21 protein-coding genes, 1 pseudogene and 1 riboswitch are annotated in these 18,561 nt (G+C 72.2%); of the genes and pseudogenes, 16 read left to right on the top strand and 6 right to left on the bottom strand.

Annotated elements, in window-relative coordinates:
- Positions 1 to 55: 55 nt before the first annotated feature.
- From gcvH to ACI3EY_RS06355, 7 genes are all read left to right on the top strand, one after another.
- Entirely contained in the window at positions 56 to 445 is a 390-nt protein-coding gene (gene gcvH / locus ACI3EY_RS06385) for a glycine cleavage system protein GcvH (RefSeq protein ID WP_405037184.1), read from the top strand.
- 136 nt (positions 446 to 581) lie between these two features.
- Entirely contained in the window at positions 582 to 1,007 is a 426-nt protein-coding gene (locus ACI3EY_RS06380) for an FHA domain-containing protein (RefSeq protein WP_405037244.1), read from the top strand.
- Positions 1,004 to 1,783 carry a transcriptional regulator FtsR gene (gene ftsR, locus ACI3EY_RS06375; RefSeq protein WP_405037185.1) on the top strand — a complete coding sequence of 260 codons (780 nt, stop codon included), beginning with the start codon at positions 1,004 to 1,006 and terminating at the stop codon, positions 1,781 to 1,783. The genes ACI3EY_RS06380 and ftsR overlap by 4 nt, the downstream gene beginning before the upstream one ends.
- Before the next feature lie 47 nt (positions 1,784 to 1,830).
- Positions 1,831 to 2,355: a bifunctional nuclease family protein gene (locus ACI3EY_RS06370; protein WP_405037186.1), complete on the top strand. Its 525-nt coding sequence runs from the start codon at positions 1,831 to 1,833 to the stop codon at positions 2,353 to 2,355.
- Between the two features lie 118 nt (positions 2,356 to 2,473).
- On the top strand, positions 2,474 to 3,058 hold the full coding sequence (locus ACI3EY_RS06365) for a MerR family transcriptional regulator (protein WP_405037187.1): 585 nt from the start codon (positions 2,474 to 2,476) through the stop codon (positions 3,056 to 3,058).
- A 57-nt stretch (positions 3,059 to 3,115) separates the two neighbouring features.
- Positions 3,116 to 3,210, top strand: a riboswitch (glycine riboswitch).
- An 81-nt stretch (positions 3,211 to 3,291) separates the two neighbouring features.
- Positions 3,292 to 6,201: an aminomethyl-transferring glycine dehydrogenase gene (gene gcvP / locus ACI3EY_RS06360; protein ID WP_405039821.1), complete on the top strand. Its 2,910-nt coding sequence runs from the start codon at positions 3,292 to 3,294 to the stop codon at positions 6,199 to 6,201.
- 93 nt (positions 6,202 to 6,294) lie between these two features.
- A complete protein-coding gene (locus tag ACI3EY_RS06355; protein WP_405037189.1) occupies positions 6,295 to 7,836 on the top strand; it encodes a glutamate--cysteine ligase in 1,542 nt (513 codons plus the stop codon).
- Here the strand turns inward: ACI3EY_RS06355 and ACI3EY_RS06350 are convergent, their stop codons facing one another.
- On the bottom strand, positions 7,837 to 8,463 hold the full coding sequence (locus ACI3EY_RS06350; RefSeq protein WP_405037190.1) for a histidine phosphatase family protein: 627 nt from the start codon (positions 8,461 to 8,463) through the stop codon (positions 7,837 to 7,839). It abuts the gene before it with no gap.
- Between the two features lie 17 nt (positions 8,464 to 8,480).
- Between ACI3EY_RS06350 and ACI3EY_RS06345 the strand changes: the two genes are divergently transcribed.
- Both ACI3EY_RS06345 and ACI3EY_RS06340 read left to right on the top strand, forming a co-directional pair.
- Positions 8,481 to 8,912 carry an OsmC family protein gene (locus ACI3EY_RS06345; RefSeq protein WP_405037191.1) on the top strand — a complete coding sequence of 144 codons (432 nt, stop codon included), beginning with the start codon at positions 8,481 to 8,483 and terminating at the stop codon, positions 8,910 to 8,912.
- A 19-nt stretch (positions 8,913 to 8,931) separates the two neighbouring features.
- Entirely contained in the window at positions 8,932 to 10,188 is a 1,257-nt protein-coding gene (locus tag ACI3EY_RS06340; RefSeq protein ID WP_405039820.1) for an APC family permease, read from the top strand.
- A 90-nt stretch (positions 10,189 to 10,278) separates the two neighbouring features.
- Here the strand turns inward: ACI3EY_RS06340 and ACI3EY_RS06335 are convergent.
- Positions 10,279 to 10,512, bottom strand: a pseudogene (locus ACI3EY_RS06335) (YetF domain-containing protein); the annotation flags it as partial.
- 316 nt (positions 10,513 to 10,828) lie between these two features.
- On the opposite strand from ACI3EY_RS06335, the gene ACI3EY_RS06330 reads away from it, so the two are divergent.
- The 3 genes from ACI3EY_RS06330 to ACI3EY_RS06320 all read left to right on the top strand — a co-directional run bounded on the left by ACI3EY_RS06330 (position 10,829) and on the right by ACI3EY_RS06320 (position 13,344).
- On the top strand, positions 10,829 to 11,833 hold the full coding sequence (locus ACI3EY_RS06330; protein WP_405039819.1) for a GNAT family N-acetyltransferase: 1,005 nt from the start codon (positions 10,829 to 10,831) through the stop codon (positions 11,831 to 11,833).
- 10 nt (positions 11,834 to 11,843) lie between these two features.
- The gene (locus ACI3EY_RS06325; RefSeq protein WP_405039818.1) at positions 11,844 to 12,659 is read left to right on the top strand and encodes an alpha/beta fold hydrolase; all 816 of its coding nucleotides are present in this window, start codon (positions 11,844 to 11,846) and stop codon (positions 12,657 to 12,659) included.
- A gap of 61 nt (positions 12,660 to 12,720) precedes the next feature.
- On the top strand, positions 12,721 to 13,344 hold the full coding sequence (locus ACI3EY_RS06320; RefSeq protein ID WP_405039817.1) for an L-threonylcarbamoyladenylate synthase: 624 nt from the start codon (positions 12,721 to 12,723) through the stop codon (positions 13,342 to 13,344).
- Positions 13,345 to 13,394: 50 nt separating this feature from the next.
- On the opposite strand, the gene ACI3EY_RS06315 is transcribed toward ACI3EY_RS06320, so the two are convergent.
- The 4 genes from ACI3EY_RS06315 to ACI3EY_RS06300 form a co-directional block, all read right to left on the bottom strand.
- A complete protein-coding gene (locus tag ACI3EY_RS06315) occupies positions 13,395 to 13,721 on the bottom strand; it encodes a hypothetical protein (RefSeq protein ID WP_405037196.1) in 327 nt (108 codons plus the stop codon).
- A 96-nt stretch (positions 13,722 to 13,817) separates the two neighbouring features.
- Positions 13,818 to 14,960: a methyltransferase domain-containing protein gene (locus ACI3EY_RS06310; RefSeq protein ID WP_405039816.1), complete on the bottom strand. Its 1,143-nt coding sequence runs from the start codon at positions 14,958 to 14,960 to the stop codon at positions 13,818 to 13,820.
- 15 nt (positions 14,961 to 14,975) lie between these two features.
- Positions 14,976 to 15,515 carry a DoxX family protein gene (locus ACI3EY_RS06305; RefSeq protein WP_405039815.1) on the bottom strand — a complete coding sequence of 180 codons (540 nt, stop codon included), beginning with the start codon at positions 15,513 to 15,515 and terminating at the stop codon, positions 14,976 to 14,978.
- Between the two features lie 5 nt (positions 15,516 to 15,520).
- Entirely contained in the window at positions 15,521 to 15,916 is a 396-nt protein-coding gene (locus ACI3EY_RS06300) for an HIT family protein (protein WP_405037199.1), read from the bottom strand.
- A gap of 77 nt (positions 15,917 to 15,993) precedes the next feature.
- On the opposite strand from ACI3EY_RS06300, the gene ACI3EY_RS06295 reads away from it, so the two are divergent.
- From ACI3EY_RS06295 to ACI3EY_RS06280, 4 genes are all read left to right on the top strand, one after another.
- A complete protein-coding gene (locus tag ACI3EY_RS06295; RefSeq protein WP_405039814.1) occupies positions 15,994 to 16,701 on the top strand; it encodes an alpha/beta fold hydrolase in 708 nt (235 codons plus the stop codon).
- Positions 16,702 to 16,849: 148 nt separating this feature from the next.
- Complete coding sequence (locus tag ACI3EY_RS06290; RefSeq protein ID WP_405039813.1) at positions 16,850 to 17,293, top strand: MarR family winged helix-turn-helix transcriptional regulator; 444 nt, start codon at positions 16,850 to 16,852, stop codon at positions 17,291 to 17,293.
- Between the two features lie 30 nt (positions 17,294 to 17,323).
- Positions 17,324 to 17,746: an organic hydroperoxide resistance protein gene (locus ACI3EY_RS06285; RefSeq protein WP_405037202.1), complete on the top strand. Its 423-nt coding sequence runs from the start codon at positions 17,324 to 17,326 to the stop codon at positions 17,744 to 17,746.
- Between the two features lie 198 nt (positions 17,747 to 17,944).
- On the top strand, positions 17,945 to 18,535 hold the full coding sequence (locus ACI3EY_RS06280; RefSeq protein ID WP_405039812.1) for a GNAT family N-acetyltransferase: 591 nt from the start codon (positions 17,945 to 17,947) through the stop codon (positions 18,533 to 18,535).
- Positions 18,536 to 18,561 lie beyond the last annotated feature (26 nt).

Here is an 18,561-nt window from a genome sequence, read left to right as displayed (position 1 = left end):
CGCACAGGCCACTGCCGTCCGAGCGTCGGCCCACCGGTTCCCTCCGAGGAGAGCGATGAGCACCCTTCAGTACCCCGACGACCTTCGCTACACGAACGACCACGAGTGGGTGCGTGACCTCGGCGACGGGGTGGTCCGGGTCGGCATCACGTCCTACGCGCAGGACGCCCTCGGCGACGTCGTCTACGTCTCGCTGCCCACGGTCGGTGAGAGTGTCGCGCCCGGCGACTCCTGCGGGGAGGTGGAGTCGACGAAGTCGGTCAGCGACATCTACGCCCCGCTCGCCGGGGAGATCACCGCGGTCAACGACTCCCTGGACGCCACCCCGGAGCTGATCAACACCGACAGCTACGGCGAGGGCTGGATGTACGAGCTGACGCTCGCCGACGCCTCGGTGCTGCGCGACCTGATGGACGCCGCGACCTACCAGGCCCAGCTCGACTGAGGCCCTGACGGCCAGTCAGCGGCCTGACGTAGGGTTGGCCCACCGAGGACCGGCAGGTCAGCGGCCCGGACCCTTTCCACCGACGACGTACCAGGAAGACAGCATCGTGAGCGACCGTGACCGCGAGCACCACGACATGGGCACCGACCCCACGACCGCTCGCCTCCCGGGCGGTGTCGACCTCCCCGCGGCGGAGTACAGCTTCGACGACGAGGCACCCCGGCTGTCGACCGAGGACCAGCGCACGGTGGACGCGCTGCGCCCCGGGACGGCGCTGCTGATCGTGCTCCGCGGCCCGAACACGGGTGCCCGCTTCCTGCTGGACGCCGACGAGGTCACCTCGGGCCGGCACCCGCACAGCGACATCTTCCTCGACGACGTCACCGTCTCCCGACGCCACGCCGTCTTCGCCAAGCAGGGGGAGGGGTATGTCGTCCGCGACGTCGGCTCCCTGAACGGCACCTACGTCAACCGCCAGCGCATCGACGACAGTCCCCTCAGCCAGGGCGACGAGGTGCAGATCGGCAAGTTCCGGCTCGTCTACTACCTCGGTCGGTCGTGACCTCCTCCGCCCACGAGTCGCCCGGCGGGGCTGTCGAGGGTGTGTCGATCGGGGCGGTCCTGCGCGAGCTGCAGGAGGACTTCCCGGACCTGACGATCTCGAAGATCCGGTACCTCGAGCAGGAGGGGCTGATCAGCCCTGAGCGTCGTGCCTCCGGCTACCGCCTGTTCTCGCCGGCCGACATCGCGCGGCTGCGCTTCATCCTCACCGCGCAGCGCGACCGGTTCTGGCCGCACAAGGTCATCAAGGACGCCCTGGACCGGTTGGACCAGGGGCTGGACGTGCCCGGCCTGACCTCCGTCGAGGTCGAGGCCCCGCCGGCCCCGGCCCCGCCCGAGCAGGGTTCGGCCACGGAGCGCCCCGCACCGGTCAGCGACCTCAGCGCCGCCGCCCTCCGCCGACGTCGTGCGGTCCGGCTCTCCCCGCTGGAGCTGCGCGAGCGCACCGGTCTGGACCAGGCCGGGTATGCCCAGCTCAAGTCGTTCGGTCTGCTGCGCACCGATGCCTCCGGCAAGCACCAGGCCGACGACATCGACGTCGCCCAGGCCGCCGCCTCGCTCGCCCGGTACGGGCTGGAGGCGCGGCACCTACGGCTGTTCCGGGTCTCCGCCGACCGGGAGATCGGGCTCACCCACCAGATCCTGGAGCCGTTGCGCCGGCGCCGGGCCCGCGGTGCCTCCGGCCCCGACCCGGCCGACGTCGAGGCCGAGCTGCTGGCACACACCCTGTCGCTGCACGTCGCGCTGGTCCGGTCGGGCCTGAACCAGTCCCGCTGAGGGGCACCCACCCGACACCGACGGCGGCCAGGCGGTACCGTGAACGGGTGAAAGAGCTCGACGTCCTGGGCGTCCGGGTAGAGATGCCCACCAACAACCCGATCGTGCTGCTGCGGGAGCGGGACGGTCACCGCTACGTTCCCATCTGGATCGGGGCCCCGGAGGCGACGGCGATCGCCTACGCCCAGCAGGGGGTGGAGCCACCCCGCCCGCTGACCCACGACCTGATGGTGACGATGATCGAGTCCCTCGGGCGTCGGCTGGAACGGGTGCACATCCACGAGCTGCACGAGGGCGTCTTCCACGCGGAGCTGCACTTCGACGCCGGCACCGTGCTCTCGGCCCGACCTTCTGACGCGATCGCGCTGGCGCTCCGGTCGGCCACCCCGATCCTGGCCTCGGAGGAGCTGCTCGACGAGGTCGGGGTCACGATGGCGGTGGAGGACGAGGACGAGGTGGAGCGCTTCCGCGCCTTCCTGGACAACGTGTCCGCCGAGGACTTCGAGCACGAGGACCCGGCGCCGGACGAGGGTGATGACGCCGAAGGCGACGAACCCGGCGATCGACCGTGACCTCTCGGCGTGGCGTCGTTGACCCCGGGGTGAGGACGGCATACCGTCATCACGGAGCGAACGACCACAGGAGTCACAGTGGTCACACCCACACGAGGCACCACATCGAGGAGGACCGGTGAACGCTGGCGCGGACGTACCCGGCGGCCCGGCGACGCGGCATGACGCACCGTCCCAGGGCCTGCTGTTCACCGACGACACGGTGGCTCTCGACGACACGGTCGGCTACCGCGGTCCCACCGCCTGTGGCGCGGCCGGGGTCACCTACCGTCAGCTCGACTACTGGGCCCGGACCGGGCTGCTGCAGCCCTCGGTCCGCAACCCCTCCGGCTCGGGTACCCAGCGGCTCTACAGCTTCCGGGACATCCTGGTGCTCAAGATCATCAAGCGGCTCCTGGACACCGGGGTGTCGCTGCAGCAGATCCGGGTGGCCGTCACCGCGCTGCGTGAGCGCGGTGTGCAGGACCTGGCCCACATCACCCTGATGAGCGACGGCGCCAGCGTCTACGAGTGCACCAGCGACGACGAGGTCATCGACCTCGTCCGCGGCGGCCAGGGAGTCTTCGGCATCGCCGTCGGCAGCGTCTGGCGCGAGGTCGAGGGTCAGCTGGCGGCCCTGCCCAGCGAGCGGGCCGACGTGGTCGAGGTGGAGCACCCCGGCGACGAGCTCTCGCTGCGTCGCCGCGCCCGCAAGACCTCCTGAGTCCGGCCCGGCACCCGCGGTTGCGCGGGCCTTGCCTGCTAGATTGGGCAGCGCCGTCGACGTCGCGTGGGAGAGTCCTCACCCACCCCGGTGAGGCGCCGAAGGGGCATACTCCCCACCAAGCTCTCAGGCGCCAGGACCACGCGGATCAGGCAACTCTGGAACGTCCCGCCGTGCGGCGGGACCGGCAGAGGGGGAGGTGCCAGCACCCCTGCCCGAAGGAGCCTCCGCCCATGACCCAGAGCACCACCGAGTTCGTCGCCCGCCACATCGGTCCTCGCGAGGACGACATCGCCGCGATGCTGGAGGTCGTCGGCCACGACAGCCTCGAGTCCCTGGTGGACGCCGCAACCCCGGCCGCGATCCGGGCCCGGCAGCCGCTGCAGATCGAGGCGGCCCCGAGCGAGCAGGCGGTGATCGCCGAGCTGCGCGACCTGGCCTCCCGCAACACGGTGGTGACGCCGATGATCGGGCTGGGCTACTACGGCACCCAGACGCCGCCCGTGGTGCTGCGCAACATCCTGGAGAACCCTGCCTGGTACACCGCCTACACCCCCTACCAGCCGGAGATCTCGCAGGGTCGGCTGGAGGCGCTGCTGAACTTCCAGACCATGGTCACCGACCTCACCGGTCTCGCCGTCGCGGGCGCCTCGATGCTCGACGAGGGCACCGCCGCCGCGGAGGCGATGGCCCTGATGCGGCGTACCAGCAAGGTCGCCCAGGACGCGGTGCTGCTGATGGACGAGCACGTCCTGCCGCAGACGGCCGCCGTGGTGCTGGCCCGCGCGTCCGCCATCGGTTGGGACGTCGTCCAGGGCGATCTGACCTCCGTCACCGACCAGGCCTCGTTGCGGACCGCCGCGGGGGACCGCGACGTCTTCGGCGTGCTGGTGCAGTACCCCGGGGCGGACGGTCAGATCCGTGACTTCGCGGCCCTGACGACGGCCGCGCACGAGGCCGGCGCGCTGGTCACCGCGGCCACCGACCTGCTGGCCGCCACCCTGCTGGCGCCGCCGGCCAGGTGGGGGGCCGACGTGGCGGTGGGCAGCACCCAGCGGCTGGGGGTGCCGCTCGGCTTCGGCGGACCGCACGCCGGCTACCTCGCCGTCCGGGACGGCCTGGAGCGCACCCTTCCCGGCCGCCTCGTGGGGGTGTCCAGGGACGTCGACGGCAAGCAGGCGTACCGGCTGGCGCTGCAGACGCGTGAGCAGCACATCCGCCGGGAGAAGGCCACCTCCAACATCTGCACCGCGCAGGTGCTGCTCGCGGTGATGGCCTCGATGTATGCCGTCTGGCACGGCCCCGAGGGGCTGCGCCGGATCGCGCTGCGCACCCACGCCCGGGCCCGGGCACTGGCGGACGCGCTGACCGGTGCTGGCGTCGACCTGGGCGTGGACACCTACTTCGACACGCTGACCGTGCGCGTCCCCGGCCGCGCCACGACGGTGCTGGCGGCGGCCCTGGAGGGGGGCGTCAACCTCTGGCAGGTGGACGAGGACACGGTGCTGCTGTCCACCGACGAGCTGACCACTCCCGCCGACCTGCGCACGGTGGCGACGGCGTTCGGGCTGGAGGAGGACAGCGTCGACGACGCCGGCAGCGACGGCGCTGTCGACGCCGAGCACCGGGAGCCGGCCTGGGGCGAGCTGCTGCGCCGTGGCGACGGGGACGAGGCATACCTGACCCACCCGGTCTTCCGCAGCCACCGCAGCGAGACCCAGCTGCTGCGCTACCTGCGCACCCTGGCGGACAAGGACTACGCGCTGGACCGCGGGATGATCCCGCTCGGTTCCTGCACGATGAAGCTGAACCCGACCACCACCATGGAGTCGGTGACCTGGCCGGAGTTCGGGTCGCTGCACCCGTTCGCGCCGGCCGACCAGAGCGCCGGCTACCGCGAGCTCATCGACCAGCTCTGCGGGTGGCTGGTGGAGATCACCGGCTACGACGAGGTCTCCTTGCAGCCCAACGCCGGGGCGCAGGGCGAGTTCGCCGGGCTGCTCGCCATCCGGCAGTACCACCTGGCCAACGGGGACGACCAGCGCACCATCTGCCTGATCCCCTCCAGCGCGCACGGCACCAACGCCGCCAGCGCGGTGATGGCCGGGCTCAAGGTGGTGGTGGTGAAGAGCACCGGCGAGGGAGAGGTCGACCTGGACGACCTGCGCGCCAAGATCGACACCCACCGCGACCAGCTGGCCGCGATCATGGTGACCTACCCCTCCACCCACGGCGTCTACGAGGAGAGCATCACCGAGCTCTGCGAGCTGGTGCACGAGGCCGGCGGTCAGGTCTACGTCGACGGGGCCAACCTCAACGCGCTGCTGGGCATCGCCAAGCCCGGTGAGTTCGGCGGTGACGTCAGCCACCTCAACCTGCACAAGACCTTCACCATCCCGCACGGCGGTGGTGGCCCCGGGGTCGGACCGGTGGGCGTCCGCTCGCACCTGGCGCCCTACCTGCCCAACCACCCGCTGGACGACCAGGCCGGGCCCGCCACCGGACCCGGCCCGATCTCCGCGGCGCCCTTCGGTTCGGCAGGCATCCTGCAGATCCCGTGGGCCTACATCCGGCTGATGGGTGGGGCCGGGCTGACCCGGTCCGGGCAGGTGGCGGTGCTCAGCGCCAACTACCTGGCCCGGCGGTTGACCGAGCACTTCCCGGTGCTCTACACCGGCGAGAACGGCCTGGTGGCGCACGAGTGCATCCTGGACCTGCGCGGGCTCACCAAGCGCACGGGGGTGAGCGTGGACGACGTCGCCAAGCGGCTCATCGACTACGGCTTCCACGCCCCCACCATGTCCTTCCCGGTGGCCGGCACCCTCATGGTGGAGCCGACCGAGTCCGAGGACAAGGCGGAGATGGACCGTTTCGTGGACGCGATGGTCGCCATCCGCGCGGAGATGGACGAGGCCGCGGCCGCCGAGGGCGGGGTGGAGGCCAGCGTGCTGCGCGGCGCCCCGCACACCGCGCTGTCGCTGGCGGGGGAGTGGGAGCACGGCTACGACCGGATGAGCGCCGCCTACCCCGCCGGGGTCGACCCGGACCGCAAGTACTGGCCGCCGGTGCGGCGCATCGACGGGGTCTACGGGGACCGCAACCTGGTCTGCTCGTGCCCCCCGCCGGAGGCCTTCGAGGACTGAGGACTCCAGGCCCCGACCGGGCCCACACCTCCCGCCCGCGCGCCGCGGGCGGGAGGTGTGGTGATGCTGGCCACAGTGTGTGAGGATTCCGGCATGGGTCAAGAGGTCAGCCGTAGCGAGTTCACGCGTGAGCAGCGCCTGGCGTTCCGCACCAAGGTCCGCAGCGACCTCGACTGCTTCGAGCAGATGCTCGAGGGCAGCCGGTTCGACTTCACCCGCACGCAGATGGGGCTGGAGATCGAGCTGAACCTGGTGGAGGAGGACGGGCTGAAGCCGGCCCTGCGCAACCGCGAGGTGCTCGAGGAGATGGACGAGGAGGACTTCCAGACCGAGGTCGGCCGCTACAACATCGAGATGAACGTGCCTCCCCGGCCGATGGCCGGCGACCAGGCCGTCCGGCTCGAGCGGTGGCTGGCGCAGTCGCTGCGCCGGGCGGGTGACGCCGCCCGGAACCACTCGGCACGGGTCGCCGCGATCGGCATCATCCCCTCCCTGCGCGCCGAGCTCTTCGATGACCCCTGGCTCTCCGACGGCGTCCGCTACATGGCCCTCAACGACTCCCTCATCCGGGAGCGCGGCGAAGGCTTCGAGCTCGAGATCGAGGGCCCCACCGGGGAGTCCGTCGCCAGCTACCACGACACCATCGGCCCGCTGTCCGGGTGCACGTCGGTGCAGCTGCACCAGCAGGTCACCCCGTTGGACTTCCCGGTGTACTGGAACGCGGCCACCGCGATCTCCGGGCTGCAGATCGCGGTCGGCGCGAACTCGCCCTACCTCTTCGGCAAGCGCCTGTGGGCGGAGACCCGGATCCCCCTGTTCACCCAGATGACCGACACCCGCTCGATCGAGCTGAAGCACCAGCGGGTCCGTCCGCGCGCCTACTTCGGGCGGACCTGGATCACCTCGATCTTCGACCTCTTCGAGGAGAACGTCAGCTCCTTCCCGGCGCTGCTGCCGGAGGCCTCGGAGGAGGACGCCCAGGCGGTGCTCGCCGCCGGCGGGGTCCCTCAGCTGTCGGACCTCAAGCTGCACAACGGGACGGTATGGCGCTGGAACCGCCCCATCTACGACACCTCCCAAGGGGTGCCGCACCTGCGGGTGGAGAACCGGGTGCTGCCGGCCGGGCCGACGGTCGTGGACATGGTCGCGAACGCCTGCTTCTACTACGGCCTGCTCGAGTCGTTCACCACCAGCGGTCGCCCGATCTGGACGAAGATGTCCTTCTCGGACGCGGACCGCAACTTCCGGGACGCCGCCAAGCACGGGATCGACTCCACCCAGAAGTGGCCGGGCCTGGGGCGGATGCCGGCCGTCGACCTGATCGCCGACCACCTGCTCTCGGTGGCCGACGACGGACTGGCCGGGCTGGGGCTGCGCCGCGAGGTGCGCCACCACTACCTGTCGGTCATCGAGGGACGTTGCCGTGCCCGCACCAACGGCGCCAGCTGGCAGGTGGCCGTGACCGAGGCCTACGAGGACGCCGGGCTGTCCCGGGAGGACGCGCTGACGGCCATGTTCGGGCACTACCTCGACCACTCCGAGGACAACCTGCCGGTGCACACCTGGCCGGTCCCCACCGTCGAGGCCCGTGGTGCCGGCGCTACCGACGGCGGCACCGACGAGGCGCCCGCCTGATCAGGAGTGGTTCCAGGCCTCCACGACCGGGTCCTCCCGGTGGTGCCCGAGGACGGCCACCGAACCGACCCGGAAGGTGAGGTGCTGGGCGAAGCGCGGCGCCTGACGCAGGTAGACGCTGGCCAGGACCCGCAGCGCATGCCCGTGCCCGACCAGGGCCACGTCCCCGTCGAAGAGGTGCGGCCAGATGCGTTCCAGCACCACGCTGGCCCGCCCGGAGACCTGCTCCACCGTCTCCCCGGGGCTGTCCTCGCCCGGGACCACCCCGTGTTCCAGCACGGTCCAGGGGTAACCCAGCTCGGCGCGGATGTCCTCGGTGCTGCGGCCCTCGTAGCCGCCGTAGTCCCACTCCCGCAGGTCCTCGTCGATCTCGTCGACCCGCAGGCCGGCCAGCTCGGCGGTGTGCCGGGCCCGCTGCAGCGGGGAGCAGCGCACGTGCGCGAAGGTCCTGTCGCGCAGCACGTCCGCCAGGCCGCGGGCCGCCTCCTCACCCTCGGGCAGCAGCGGCAGGTCGGTCAGTCCGGTGTGCTGGCCGCTGCGGGACCACTGCGTCTCACCGTGCCGGATCAGCACCAGCCGGTGCCGGGGGATCGCGGGGCCGGGGACCTCGTCGGGTGTCTCGCTCACCCTGGCACACTACGGGTATGGCCGATGATGCGCAGCGCTCCGTGTCCCTGACCCGCACCGGACCGAGCAGGTTCGAGGCACGCAACGCCCGGGGAGTGACGATGCCGGTCGGCGCCGGGTCGGACCCGGAGAACGACGCGTTCACCCCGGTCGAGCTGCTCCTGGTGGGGATCGCTGGCTGCTCCGGGATCGACATCGACCTGCTGACCTCGCGCAAGGCCGAGCCGCTCTCCTTCGACATCTCGGCAGCGGCGGAGAAGGTGCGCGACGAGCACGGCAACCACCTGGGACCGGTGACCGTCACCGTGCAGGTGCGCTTCCCGGAGGGTGAGGCCGGGGACGCCGCCCGGGAGCGTCTGCCGGAGGCGGTGGAGCTGTCCCGGGACCGGCTGTGCACGGTGTCGCGCACCGTCGCCCTGCCCACCCGGGTCGACTACGAGACCCGGTGACGGTGAGCTCGCCGCCGCGATGAACCGGACGCTCGGCCTGGGGGGCGCGGTCACCGTCGGGCTGGGCGCGATGGTCGGGGCGGGCGTCTTCGCGGTCTGGTCCCCGGCCGCCGGGGCGGCCGGCGACGCGTGGCTGTGGGCGCTGCTGGTGGCCGGGGTGGTCGCCTGGTGCAACGCCACGTCCTCCGCCGCGCTGGCCGCGACCCACCCGAGCTCGGGCGGCACCTACGTCTACGGACGGGAGCGGCTCGGACCGTTCTGGGGGTACCTGGCCGGCTGGGCCTTCGTGCTCGGCAAGACCGCCTCGTGCGCCGCGATGGCGATGGTCGTCGGCAGCTACCTGCTGCCCGGGTCCGAGCGGTCGGTCGCCGCTCTGGCCGTCGTCACCGTGACCGCGCTCAACGTGCTCGGGGTGCAGCGGTCGCTGGCCGCCACCCGGGTGATCCTGACCCTGGTGGTGCTGGTGCTGCTCGCCGTGGTGCTGGCCGGCTGGTGGCCCGGGACGGTGGGAGCTCAGGCAGGGACCGACGCGGTTTCCACCGGGGGCGGCGCCCCCGGCTGGCCGGGACTGCTCGAGGGAGCCGGGCTGTTCTTCTTCGCCTTCGCCGGGTATGCCCGCATCACCACCCTGGGGGAGGAGGTCCGCGACCCCGCCCGGGTGATCCCGCGTGCGGTGCTGCTGTCGCTGGGGGTGGTGCTGGTGCTGTACCTGGCCGTGGGCGGCACCGTGCTGGGCACCCTCGGGCCGCAGGGCGCCGCCGCCTCGGGTGCCCCGGTGGTCGACACCGCCGTGCTGGTCTGGGGCGGCCAGGAGTGGGTCTGGGTGGTGCGGGTTGCAGCCGGCCTGGCCGCGCTCGGTGCCCTGCTCAACCTGGTCCTGGGCATCTCCCGGACCGTGCTGGCGATGGCCCGCGACGGCCACCTGCCCTCCCGGCTGACGGCGCTCTCGGCGCGGGGCCAGGTGCCCCGGGCGGCAGAGGTCGCGGTCGGCGCGGTGGTGCTGCTGGTGGTGCTCAGCGTGGACCTGCGCGGCGCCATCGGCTTCTCCAGCTTCGGCGTGCTGCTCTACTACGCCGTCGCCAACGCCTCGGCGCTCACCCTGCCGGCGCCGGCCCGACCCTCGTCAGCGGTCCCGGTGCTGGGCCTGGTCGGCTGCCTGGTGCTGGCCTTCTCCCTGCCCCTCGACAGCGTGCTCGCCGGGGCCGTCCTGGTCGGTCTCGGTCTGGTGGCGTACCCGATCACCCGCGCCCGACGGACCCGACGAGCCCGAGGGTGACAGGTGCCCGGCCTCCCGCAGCTGCTCCTGCACCCGGTGCGCCCCACGGACCCCGATGAGCGCCCGCGGGTGGATCGTCTGCCCCGCGCGGACCACCGAGATCTGCCCGCTGGGCTCGAGCACCACCAGCGCCGCCTGGGCGAGGTGGCTGACGCCTGCCAGGCGCAGCGAGCTCCACAGCATCGGCATGGTGAGCCCGTAGGTGCGCATCGTCTCGTTCTGGGTCTTCCCGGCGACCACCAGCACCACCGCGCGCCCCTGGGACTGGTGGGTCAGCTGGGGCAGCGGCAACCGCCGCAGGGTGCGGAACAGCACCTCCAGCATGGCCAGGGTGCCGAGCGCGATCAGGCCGCCGGACAGGGTGGGGACGTGGCCCATGGTGGACCGGCCGACGATGGCACCGAGGACGGTGACGATGGCGAGGTCCAGGCTGCGCGGGCTCGAGTACAGGCGCTGCCCCCACAGTCGCAGCACACCGCCGAAGACGAAGTAGATGGTGACCGTGCTGAGCACCACCGCGACCGCCCCCGCCGGGGTGATGCCGATGTAGTGCCACAGCTCACGCATGACCCGTATCGTCGCAGATCGGGGCGCCGGAATCCGTTGGCAACGCCGCCCCCGGGTGGGGCATCCTTGGCTCATGAGCGCTGAGCCGACGACCCCGACGACCCCTTCCGGCTACCGCTGGTCCACCCTGACCCGGAAGGACCTCACGGCCTGGGCCGCCCTGGTCAACCACCTGGCCGTGGTCGACGGCACTGAGGAGCACCTGTCCGCCGAGGACCTGGGCGAGGAGCTCGCCGGGCCGGGGCGTGACCCGGAGCGGGACACCTGGGCGGTCTGGGACGGGGAGGACCTGGTGGGCTTCGCGTCGGTGACCGTGCCCCCGCTCACCGACCACAGCGGGTCGGCACGGGCATACCTCGGTGGTGGGGTACACGCCGAGCACCGGGGCCGCGGGCTGGGGACCGCGCTGATGGACCGCGCCGAGGCGCGCGCCCTGGAGCTGCTGGGGCAGCGCCACCCGGGGGTGAGCCCGGCCCACCTGTCCGCCGGCGGCGGGCTGGAGGGCTCGTCGGCGGGGGAGCTGCTGGCCGCTCGCGGGTATGCCGTCGTCCGCTACTTCGACCTGCTCACCCGCGGCCTGCAGGACCTGCCCCCGGTGCCGGCGATCGAAGGCGTCGAGCTGGGCGTGCCCCGGCCCGAGGACGAGGAGGAGGTGATGCGGGCGCACAACGTGGCCTTCAAGGACCACTGGGGGTCCGGGCCGACCGACCCCGAGCGCTGGCACGAGCACTGGGCCTCGCGCAGCGCCCGTCCTGGCGTCTCCACCCTCGCCCGGGGGCGGGGCGGTGAGCTCGACGGACAGGTCCTCGGCTACGTGCTGGTCGGCCAGTGGGTGGACCGCGAGGCCTACGTCACGATCCTCGGCACCGTCCCGCAGGCCCGGGGTCGGGGGATCGGGGCGGCCGCCCTGGCGCACACCCTGCGGCTGGTGGCCGACTCGGGCGACTTCGACGCGATCGAGCTGGACGTGGACTCCGACAGCCCCACCGGCGCGACCCGCCTCTACGACCGGCTCGGCTTCACCCGCAAGTTCCGGACGGTCGCGATGCGTCGTCCGGTGACCGAGGTGGCCGGATAGGGTCGACCGGGTGAGTCCAGACGCTGCACCGGCCCCCGGCCCGCTCGCCCAGACCGTCGTCGGCGACGACCCCGAGGCCCCGGTGGTGGTCTTCTGCCACGGCCTGCTGGGGCGTGGCCGGAACTTCTCCGGCATCGCCAAGGCCCTGCAGCCGGACTTCCGCTGCGTCCTGCTGGACATGCCCGACCACGGGGCCTCCCCGTGGACGGAGCGGGTCGACTACGCGGTCGCGGCCGACCTGGTCGTCCGGCAGCTGCGGTCCCTCGGGGCCGGACCGGTCCGCCTGGTGGGCCACTCGATGGGCGGCAAGACCGCGATGACGGCCGCGCTGCAGGCCCCCGAGCTCGTCGAACGGCTGGTGGTCGTGGACATCAGCCCGACCGCCTCGACCGGATCCAGCGAGTTCGGGCACCTGCTCGGCTCGATGCAGGGACTGGACCTGTCCACGATCGACAGCCTGGGGGAGGCCGACCGGCAGCTCGCGGAGGCGGTGCCCTCCCGGAGCCTGCGCGGGTTCCTGCTGCAGAACCTGCGTCGGGACCCGGCGACCACGCGGTTCGGATGGCAGCCGAACCTCGACGTGCTGCTGCGCGACCTGGACACGATCACCGGTGACATCCCGCACCAGGACCGGGTCTACGAGGGGCCGGTGCTGTGGCTGGCCGGCGCCGAGTCCTCCTACGTCACGGACGAGCAGGAGGGCCCCATGCGGGCCCTCTTCCCGCGGACCGTCCAGGTGAGCCTCAAGGGCGCCGGGCACTGGGTGCACTCGGAGCAGCCGGAGGCGTTCACGGCGACCCTGCGGCACTTCCTGCGCGACCGCTGAGCCGGCGGGACCGCGACGGGCACCGGCTGCGGAGGGAGCCGTGGATGGTTAGGGTCGGGGGATGGCTCGCTTCATGGACATCCACCCGGTCGATCCGCAACCGCGCCTGGTCCAGCAGGTCGCGCAGACCTTGCGCGAAGGGGGACTGGCGGCGTTCCCCACCGATGCCTGCTACAGCCTGGGCGCCCAGCTCGGGGACCCCGACGCCAAGGCCCGCATCGTGGACATCCGGCGGGTGGACGAGAAGCACCACTTCACCCTGATGTGCGCGGACTTCGCCCAGCTGGGGCAGTTCGTGCAGCTCGACAACGCGGTCTTCCGCGCGGTCAAGGCGGCCACACCGGGCTGCTACACCTTCATCCTGCCGGCCACCAAGGAGGTGCCCAAGCGCCTGCTGCACCCGAAGAAGAAGACGGTCGGGGTGCGGATCCCGCACGACCCGTTCTGCCGGGCGCTGCTCTCGGAGATGGGGGAGCCACTGCTCACCAGCACGCTCCTGCTGCCCGGCGAGGACGAGCCGCTCGGCTACGGCTGGGAGGTCAAGGAGCGTCTGGACCACGTCGTCGACGTGGTGGTGGACGGTGACCAGACCGGGTGCGAGCCGACCACGGTGGTGGACCTGTCCGAGGGGTATGCCGAGATCGTCCGGGTCGGGTCCGGCGACCCGGCGCCGTTCCAGGGCTGAGCGGCCCAAAGGCTGTCGAGCGTCATACGAGCTCTGTCACCCGAGGTCTGTCACAGGGCGGACCAGGTCAACGGCGATCCGGAACCGATCTGCTCGGAGACGTCCTCCTCGATGTAGCGACGACGCTCGTCGTTGGGGGCGGACACGACGAACCGCAGCCCGGACCCGCTGCCGTCGCCACCCTCCTCGACGGTGATCCGCACCTGGCCGCCCTCACGGAACGGGATGGTGTAGCCGTCCTGCTCGCGCAGCGACCCGCGGTGCAGCTGGGCCTCCTCCATGTATGCCTCGAGACGGTCGGCCGGGGCCTCGACCTCGAGGAAGGCGGTGCTGCGCTCCTGCTTGGCGTCGGGCACGGCCTCGAAGGTGTTCGGCATGTCAGCTCAACTTCCTCGTCGTCGGGGACTGCTCGGACCCATCATGGCAGAGGCCTCACCGGCGCCGGCGGGTGACGTGCCGTTGCCGCCGGAGCCTCACCGACCGGCGCGACGTTCCAGCAGGACGGCCACCTCGAGGTGCCGGGTCTGGGGGAACATGTCGAACATCCGCGCCCGGACCGGGCGCCACGAGGGCATCGCCTCCAGGTCACGGGTCAGGCTGGCGGCGTCGCAGCTGGAGTAGACGACGTGCCGCACCCGCGAGCCCTCGACCCACCGGGCCAGCTCCGCGCCGACGCCCCGGCGGGGCGGGTTGAGGATCACCAGGTCCGGGTGCTCGTCCGGGTCCTGCTCCTGCACCCAGGCGCCCGCGTCGGCGGCCCGGAAGTGCAGACCGGTGGTCGAGCCGGCGGTGCGACGGGCGCTGAGCACGGCCTCGGGCGACACCTCCACCCCGGTCACCTGCCGTCCGGGTGCGGCGCAGTGCACGGCGAAGCCGCCGACCCCGCAGTACAGGTCCCAGACCCGGGTCGGGGCCAGGTCCTCCACCCAGCCGGCGACCTGCTCGTACAGCCGGGTGGCGACCGCGGTGTTGGTCTGGAAGAAGCTCCGGGTGCCCAGGTGCAGGGTCCGGCCGGAGAGCGGCATCGGCAGGGTCCGCTCGGCGCTGAGCACCTCCTCCTCGGCCCCCTCCAGCACCGCCTTGTGCTCCGGCTGCAGGTTGATGCCGGCGACCCGGACCGGGGGCATACCGGGGGTGCCGGCGAGGACCTCCAGCAGCTCGACGACCCGGCGGCGCTGGCCGGGGGAGCGCAGCACCAGGCGCACCATCAGCTCACCGGCGGGGGAGTGGGTGAGCAGCACGTGCTTCAGCTCGCCCTGGCGGGCTGGGACGTCGTAGGGCGTCAGCCCGGAGCCGGCCAGCCGTTCGGCGAGGAGGGTGACGGCGCGGTCCAGACCGGGCTCGTAGAGGCCGCAGCGGCGCAGGTCCACACCGCGGGCGTCCCCGTCCAGGATGCCCAGGGTGGGCGCGGCCTTGGTGCCACCCACCACCAGCTTGGCCTTGTTGCGGAACCCCGACTCACGGCTGGCGGCCGGTGCTCCCCAGGCCCCGGTGTCGACGTGCCCGGCCAGCACCTGCTCGAGGCCACGCTGCTTGTCGGCGAGCTGCTCGGCGTACGGGACGCCCATCAGGGTGCAGGAACGGCAGGCCCCGACGTCGAAGTAGCCGCACCGCACCCCGCCAGGGTATGCCTAGGGTCGGCCCCCGGTGCGCAGGCTGTCCACCGAGAGGCGGCCGGCGCCGGTGTACGCCAACGGCAGGGTCAGCAGCAGGTAGAGCAGCGCGTTCTCGCCGGTGAGCGCGCCCTCGCCGGTCAACGGGGTGTAGTCGCCGCGCAGGTAGACGAGCAGCACCCAGATGAGCGCCATCAGCCCAGCGACCAGAAAGGCGGCCGGCCGGGTGAACAGGCCCAGCACGATCAGCACCGGCAGCCCCACCAGCGCGAGCATCGCCAGCCAGGCGAAGAAGTCCGGGGCCTGGGCCCCGAGCAGGGTGTCGGCCACCCGGTCGGTGAAGGCGGGCATGTCGACGGCGGCGTGGACCCCGTGCAGCATCAGCGGCAGCGAGCCGACGCGAAGCATCAGCAGACCGAAGTCGAGGCCACGACCGTGCGCCTCGACGGGGCCGGTGAGGGCATAGTCGTCGTCGTCCCAGACGTCGTCGACCTCGCGGTGGAAGTCGTCGTGGTCGTCCCGGCCGTCGCGGGGCCCCGGGGTGGTGGGCTCGCCCATGCCGGTCACTGCATCAGGGCGCCGCGAAGGGCGGCCGCGTCCTGGGCGAGATCGGCCTGGTCCCGGGGCCCCTTGCGGCTCAGGTCGAAGTCGCCGGGGTCGGAGGTCGGGAACACGTGCAGGTGGGCGTGCGGCACCTCGAAGCCCTGCACGATGACACCGGCACGCTGCGCCCCGAAGACCTTGCACTGGGCACGGCCGATCCGGGCGGCGACCTCGGTCAGGTGCGAGAGCAGCTCGGTCGGCAGGTCGACCCAGTGGTCGATCTCGGCGCGCGGCACGACGAGCACGTGCCCGGGGGTCAGTGGCTCGATGTCCAGGAAGGCGGCGCAGACCTCGTCGCTCCAGACGACGTGGCCAGGGATCTCGCCCTCGATGATCCTCGTGAAGATGGTGCCCATCGCCCTAGCCTAGGTGGACTCGCGACGGGCCGGGGTAGCGGACGGCATCTGTCCCACCGCGGTGCCACGATGGGCAGATGACGACACAGATTGTCCTGGTGCCCGGGTTCTGGCTGGGGGAGTGGGCGTGGTCGGACGTGACCCACCTGCTCTCCACGAAGGGATATGCGGTGAGCGCGCTCACCCTGCCGGGGCAGGGGGCCGACGACCCCAACCGGGCGGTGGTCGGGCCGCAGGACCAGGCGGACGCCATCATCGCGGCGCTGGACCCGGCGGCCTCCCGTCGGGTGCTGGTGGCGCACAGCGGTGCCGCGATCCCGGCCACCCTCGTCCTGGACCAGCGGCCCGACCTCGTCGACCACGCCGTCTGGGTGGACACCGCGCCGGTCGCCGACGGCTCCGCGATGGACGCCGACCTCGAGGGGGACGCCCTGCTGCTCGACGCGGTGTGGGACGCCGAGCTCGAGGGCGGCTCGATGCGGGACCTGACCGACGAGCAGCTGGCGACCTTCCGCGAGCGGGCCGTGCCCGCGCCGGGGATGGTGGTGCGTCAGCCGGTGCGGCTCACCGACGAGGCGCGGCACGCGGTCCCCGGCACCGTGGTGTGCACCGCGTTCCCCAGCAGCGACTACATGACGTATGCGCAGCAGGGGGTGCCGTTCCTGCGGGCGCTCCCCGACTACCCCGACCTGCGCTACGTGGACCTCCCCACCGGGCACTGGCCGATGTGGTCGCGTCCGGGTGACCTCGCCGAGGTGATCGCCGAGGCTGCCGACGGGACGTGACGCCACGCGCACGCCTCCAGGTCCGCTGTCGGGACTCGGTCACGAGCTTTGGGGAGTTCAACGCCGGCCCGGTTCGGACAACCCCGCACAGACAACAGTCGTGCACAACTGAGTTGTGCCCGACTATTATCTGTGCAATCGTGAAGATGTGTCCGACGCTCCGCTCGACGACTTCGTGTGCTTCGCCCTCTACCGGGCCTCGCACGCGACTTCGCAGGCCTACCGCGAGGTGTTGTCGCCGTGGCGGTTGACCTACCCGCAGTACCTGGCCCTGGTCGTGCTGGCCACGGGGGAGCGGACCGTGTCCTCGCTGGGGCAGGAGCTGGGCCTGGACTCGGGGACGCTGTCGCCGATGCTGCGGCGGCTGGACGAGCGCGGGCTGGTCGCCCGACGCCGCGACGTGGCCGACGAGAGGGTCGTCCTGGTCTCGCTCACCGACCAGGGGAAGGCGACCCGGGCGGAGCTGACCGAGGCGGTCGGCTGCCTGGTCCCGGCGTTCCTGACGTCCAGCGACGACCTGGTCGAGCTCACGCGCTCGCTGCGGGAGATCACCGGCCGGATGCGCGAGCTCACGGCCACCCACCGCACCTGAACCTGAACCGGAACGACGAAAGGCACCACCATGGAGACGCTCTACACCGCAGAGGCCCTCGCCACCGGCGGCGGACGCAACGGGCACGTGACCACCACCGACGGCCTGCTCGACCTGGACCTGGCCGTCCCGCAGGAGATGGGCGGCCAGGGTGGTGCGCCGAACCCCGAGCTGCTGTTCGCCGCCGGCTACGCGGCCTGCTTCCACAGCGCGTTGCAGTCGGTGGCCCGTGCGCAGAAGGTCGAGATCCACGACTCCAGCGTCGGTGCCCAGGTGCGGATCGGCCCGAACGGCGAGGGCGGCTTCGGGCTGGCCGTCACCCTCGAGGTCACCCTGCCCGGGCTGGAGCAGCAGGCCGCGCAGTCGCTGGCCGACGCCGCCCACCAGGTCTGCCCGTACTCCAACGCCACCCGCGGCAACATCGAGGTCGAGGTCAGCGTCGTCGACGACTGAGGGAGGGGCATACCCGGCCTAGCTCCCTGGATCTCGGCATCGAGCTGCGACTACTTGACATAATGTGACTTATCGGCGTTTTGTCACTCTCAGAGCCGGTACGTCATCCTCCCGCAGCTGCGTCATCCTTCGGCCTGTTCGTGCAGGCCGAGAGATGACATCGAGGCTGTCAGACGTCCCCGGCGGTACCCTCACGGCATGCTGGACGACGCAGTGCCCGGGTCAGCGCGGACGGTGTCCCTGATCCGCATCGACCCCGTGGCCGAGACCGACGACCTGGTGCAGTTCATGACCAGCAGCACCTTCCCGTTCCACGGCACCGCGGCACCGACCCCGGCGGACGTCCGGCAGGCGCTGTCCGAGGGTCGCTACCGCGGCCCGGAGCTCGACTCCTTCTGGGTCGTCGACGGGTATGCCGCCCGCGTCGGCTTCCTCCGTCTCGAGGACGTGCAGGACGAGACGCCGATGTTCGACCTGCGCATCGCCCAGCAGCACCGTGGTCGCGGGCTGGGCGCGGCCGCGTTGCGGGCTGCCACCCGACAGGTGTTCGAGACGTTGCCCGGCGCGATCCGCTTCGAGGGCACGACCCGGGTCGACAACCTGGCGATGCGGCGCACCTTCCTGGCGTGCGGCTGGGTCAAGGAGGCCCACTACCGACGGGCATGGCCGGTCGGCGGGGGGCGGCACGTGGATGCCGTGGCCTACGCCGTGCTGCGCGAGGACTGGCTCGACGGCACCCGCACGCCGGTGACCTGGCAGGACCCGCCCGAGGTGCCGACCCACCGGTAGGTCCCGCCCAGGGCCCGACCCCCCCC

The sequence above is a fragment of the Serinicoccus shuyuelongi genome (genome assembly GCF_045032955.1).
Lineage (GTDB): Bacteria > Actinomycetota > Actinomycetes > Actinomycetales > Dermatophilaceae > Ornithinicoccus.
The sequence above is the reverse complement of the archived record's forward strand: the minus strand, read 5'-3'. Positions and strand labels throughout refer to the sequence as shown.

Bases quoted from the DNA above. Each gene is read 5' to 3' on its own strand.
- gcvH (WP_405037184.1), top strand. From the start codon at position 56: ATGAGCACCCTTCAGTACCCCGACGACCTTCGCTACACGAACGACCAC.
- ACI3EY_RS06380 (WP_405037244.1), top strand. From the start codon at position 582: ATGGGCACCGACCCCACGACCGCTCGCCTCCCGGGCGGTGTCGACCTC.
- gcvP (WP_405039821.1), top strand. From the start codon at position 3,292: ATGACCCAGAGCACCACCGAGTTCGTCGCCCGCCACATCGGTCCTCGC.
- ACI3EY_RS06355 (WP_405037189.1), top strand. From the start codon at position 6,295: ATGGGTCAAGAGGTCAGCCGTAGCGAGTTCACGCGTGAGCAGCGCCTG.
- ACI3EY_RS06345 (WP_405037191.1), top strand. From the start codon at position 8,481: ATGGCCGATGATGCGCAGCGCTCCGTGTCCCTGACCCGCACCGGACCG.
- ACI3EY_RS06340 (WP_405039820.1), top strand. From the start codon at position 8,932: ATGAACCGGACGCTCGGCCTGGGGGGCGCGGTCACCGTCGGGCTGGGC.
- ACI3EY_RS06330 (WP_405039819.1), top strand. From the start codon at position 10,829: ATGAGCGCTGAGCCGACGACCCCGACGACCCCTTCCGGCTACCGCTGG.
- ACI3EY_RS06320 (WP_405039817.1), top strand. From the start codon at position 12,721: ATGGCTCGCTTCATGGACATCCACCCGGTCGATCCGCAACCGCGCCTG.
- ACI3EY_RS06315 (WP_405037196.1), bottom strand. From the start codon at position 13,721: ATGCCGAACACCTTCGAGGCCGTGCCCGACGCCAAGCAGGAGCGCAGC.
- ACI3EY_RS06305 (WP_405039815.1), bottom strand. From the start codon at position 15,515: ATGGGCGAGCCCACCACCCCGGGGCCCCGCGACGGCCGGGACGACCAC.
- ACI3EY_RS06300 (WP_405037199.1), bottom strand. From the start codon at position 15,916: ATGGGCACCATCTTCACGAGGATCATCGAGGGCGAGATCCCTGGCCAC.
- ACI3EY_RS06295 (WP_405039814.1), top strand. From the start codon at position 15,994: ATGACGACACAGATTGTCCTGGTGCCCGGGTTCTGGCTGGGGGAGTGG.
- ACI3EY_RS06285 (WP_405037202.1), top strand. From the start codon at position 17,324: ATGGAGACGCTCTACACCGCAGAGGCCCTCGCCACCGGCGGCGGACGC.
- ACI3EY_RS06280 (WP_405039812.1), top strand. From the start codon at position 17,945: ATGCTGGACGACGCAGTGCCCGGGTCAGCGCGGACGGTGTCCCTGATC.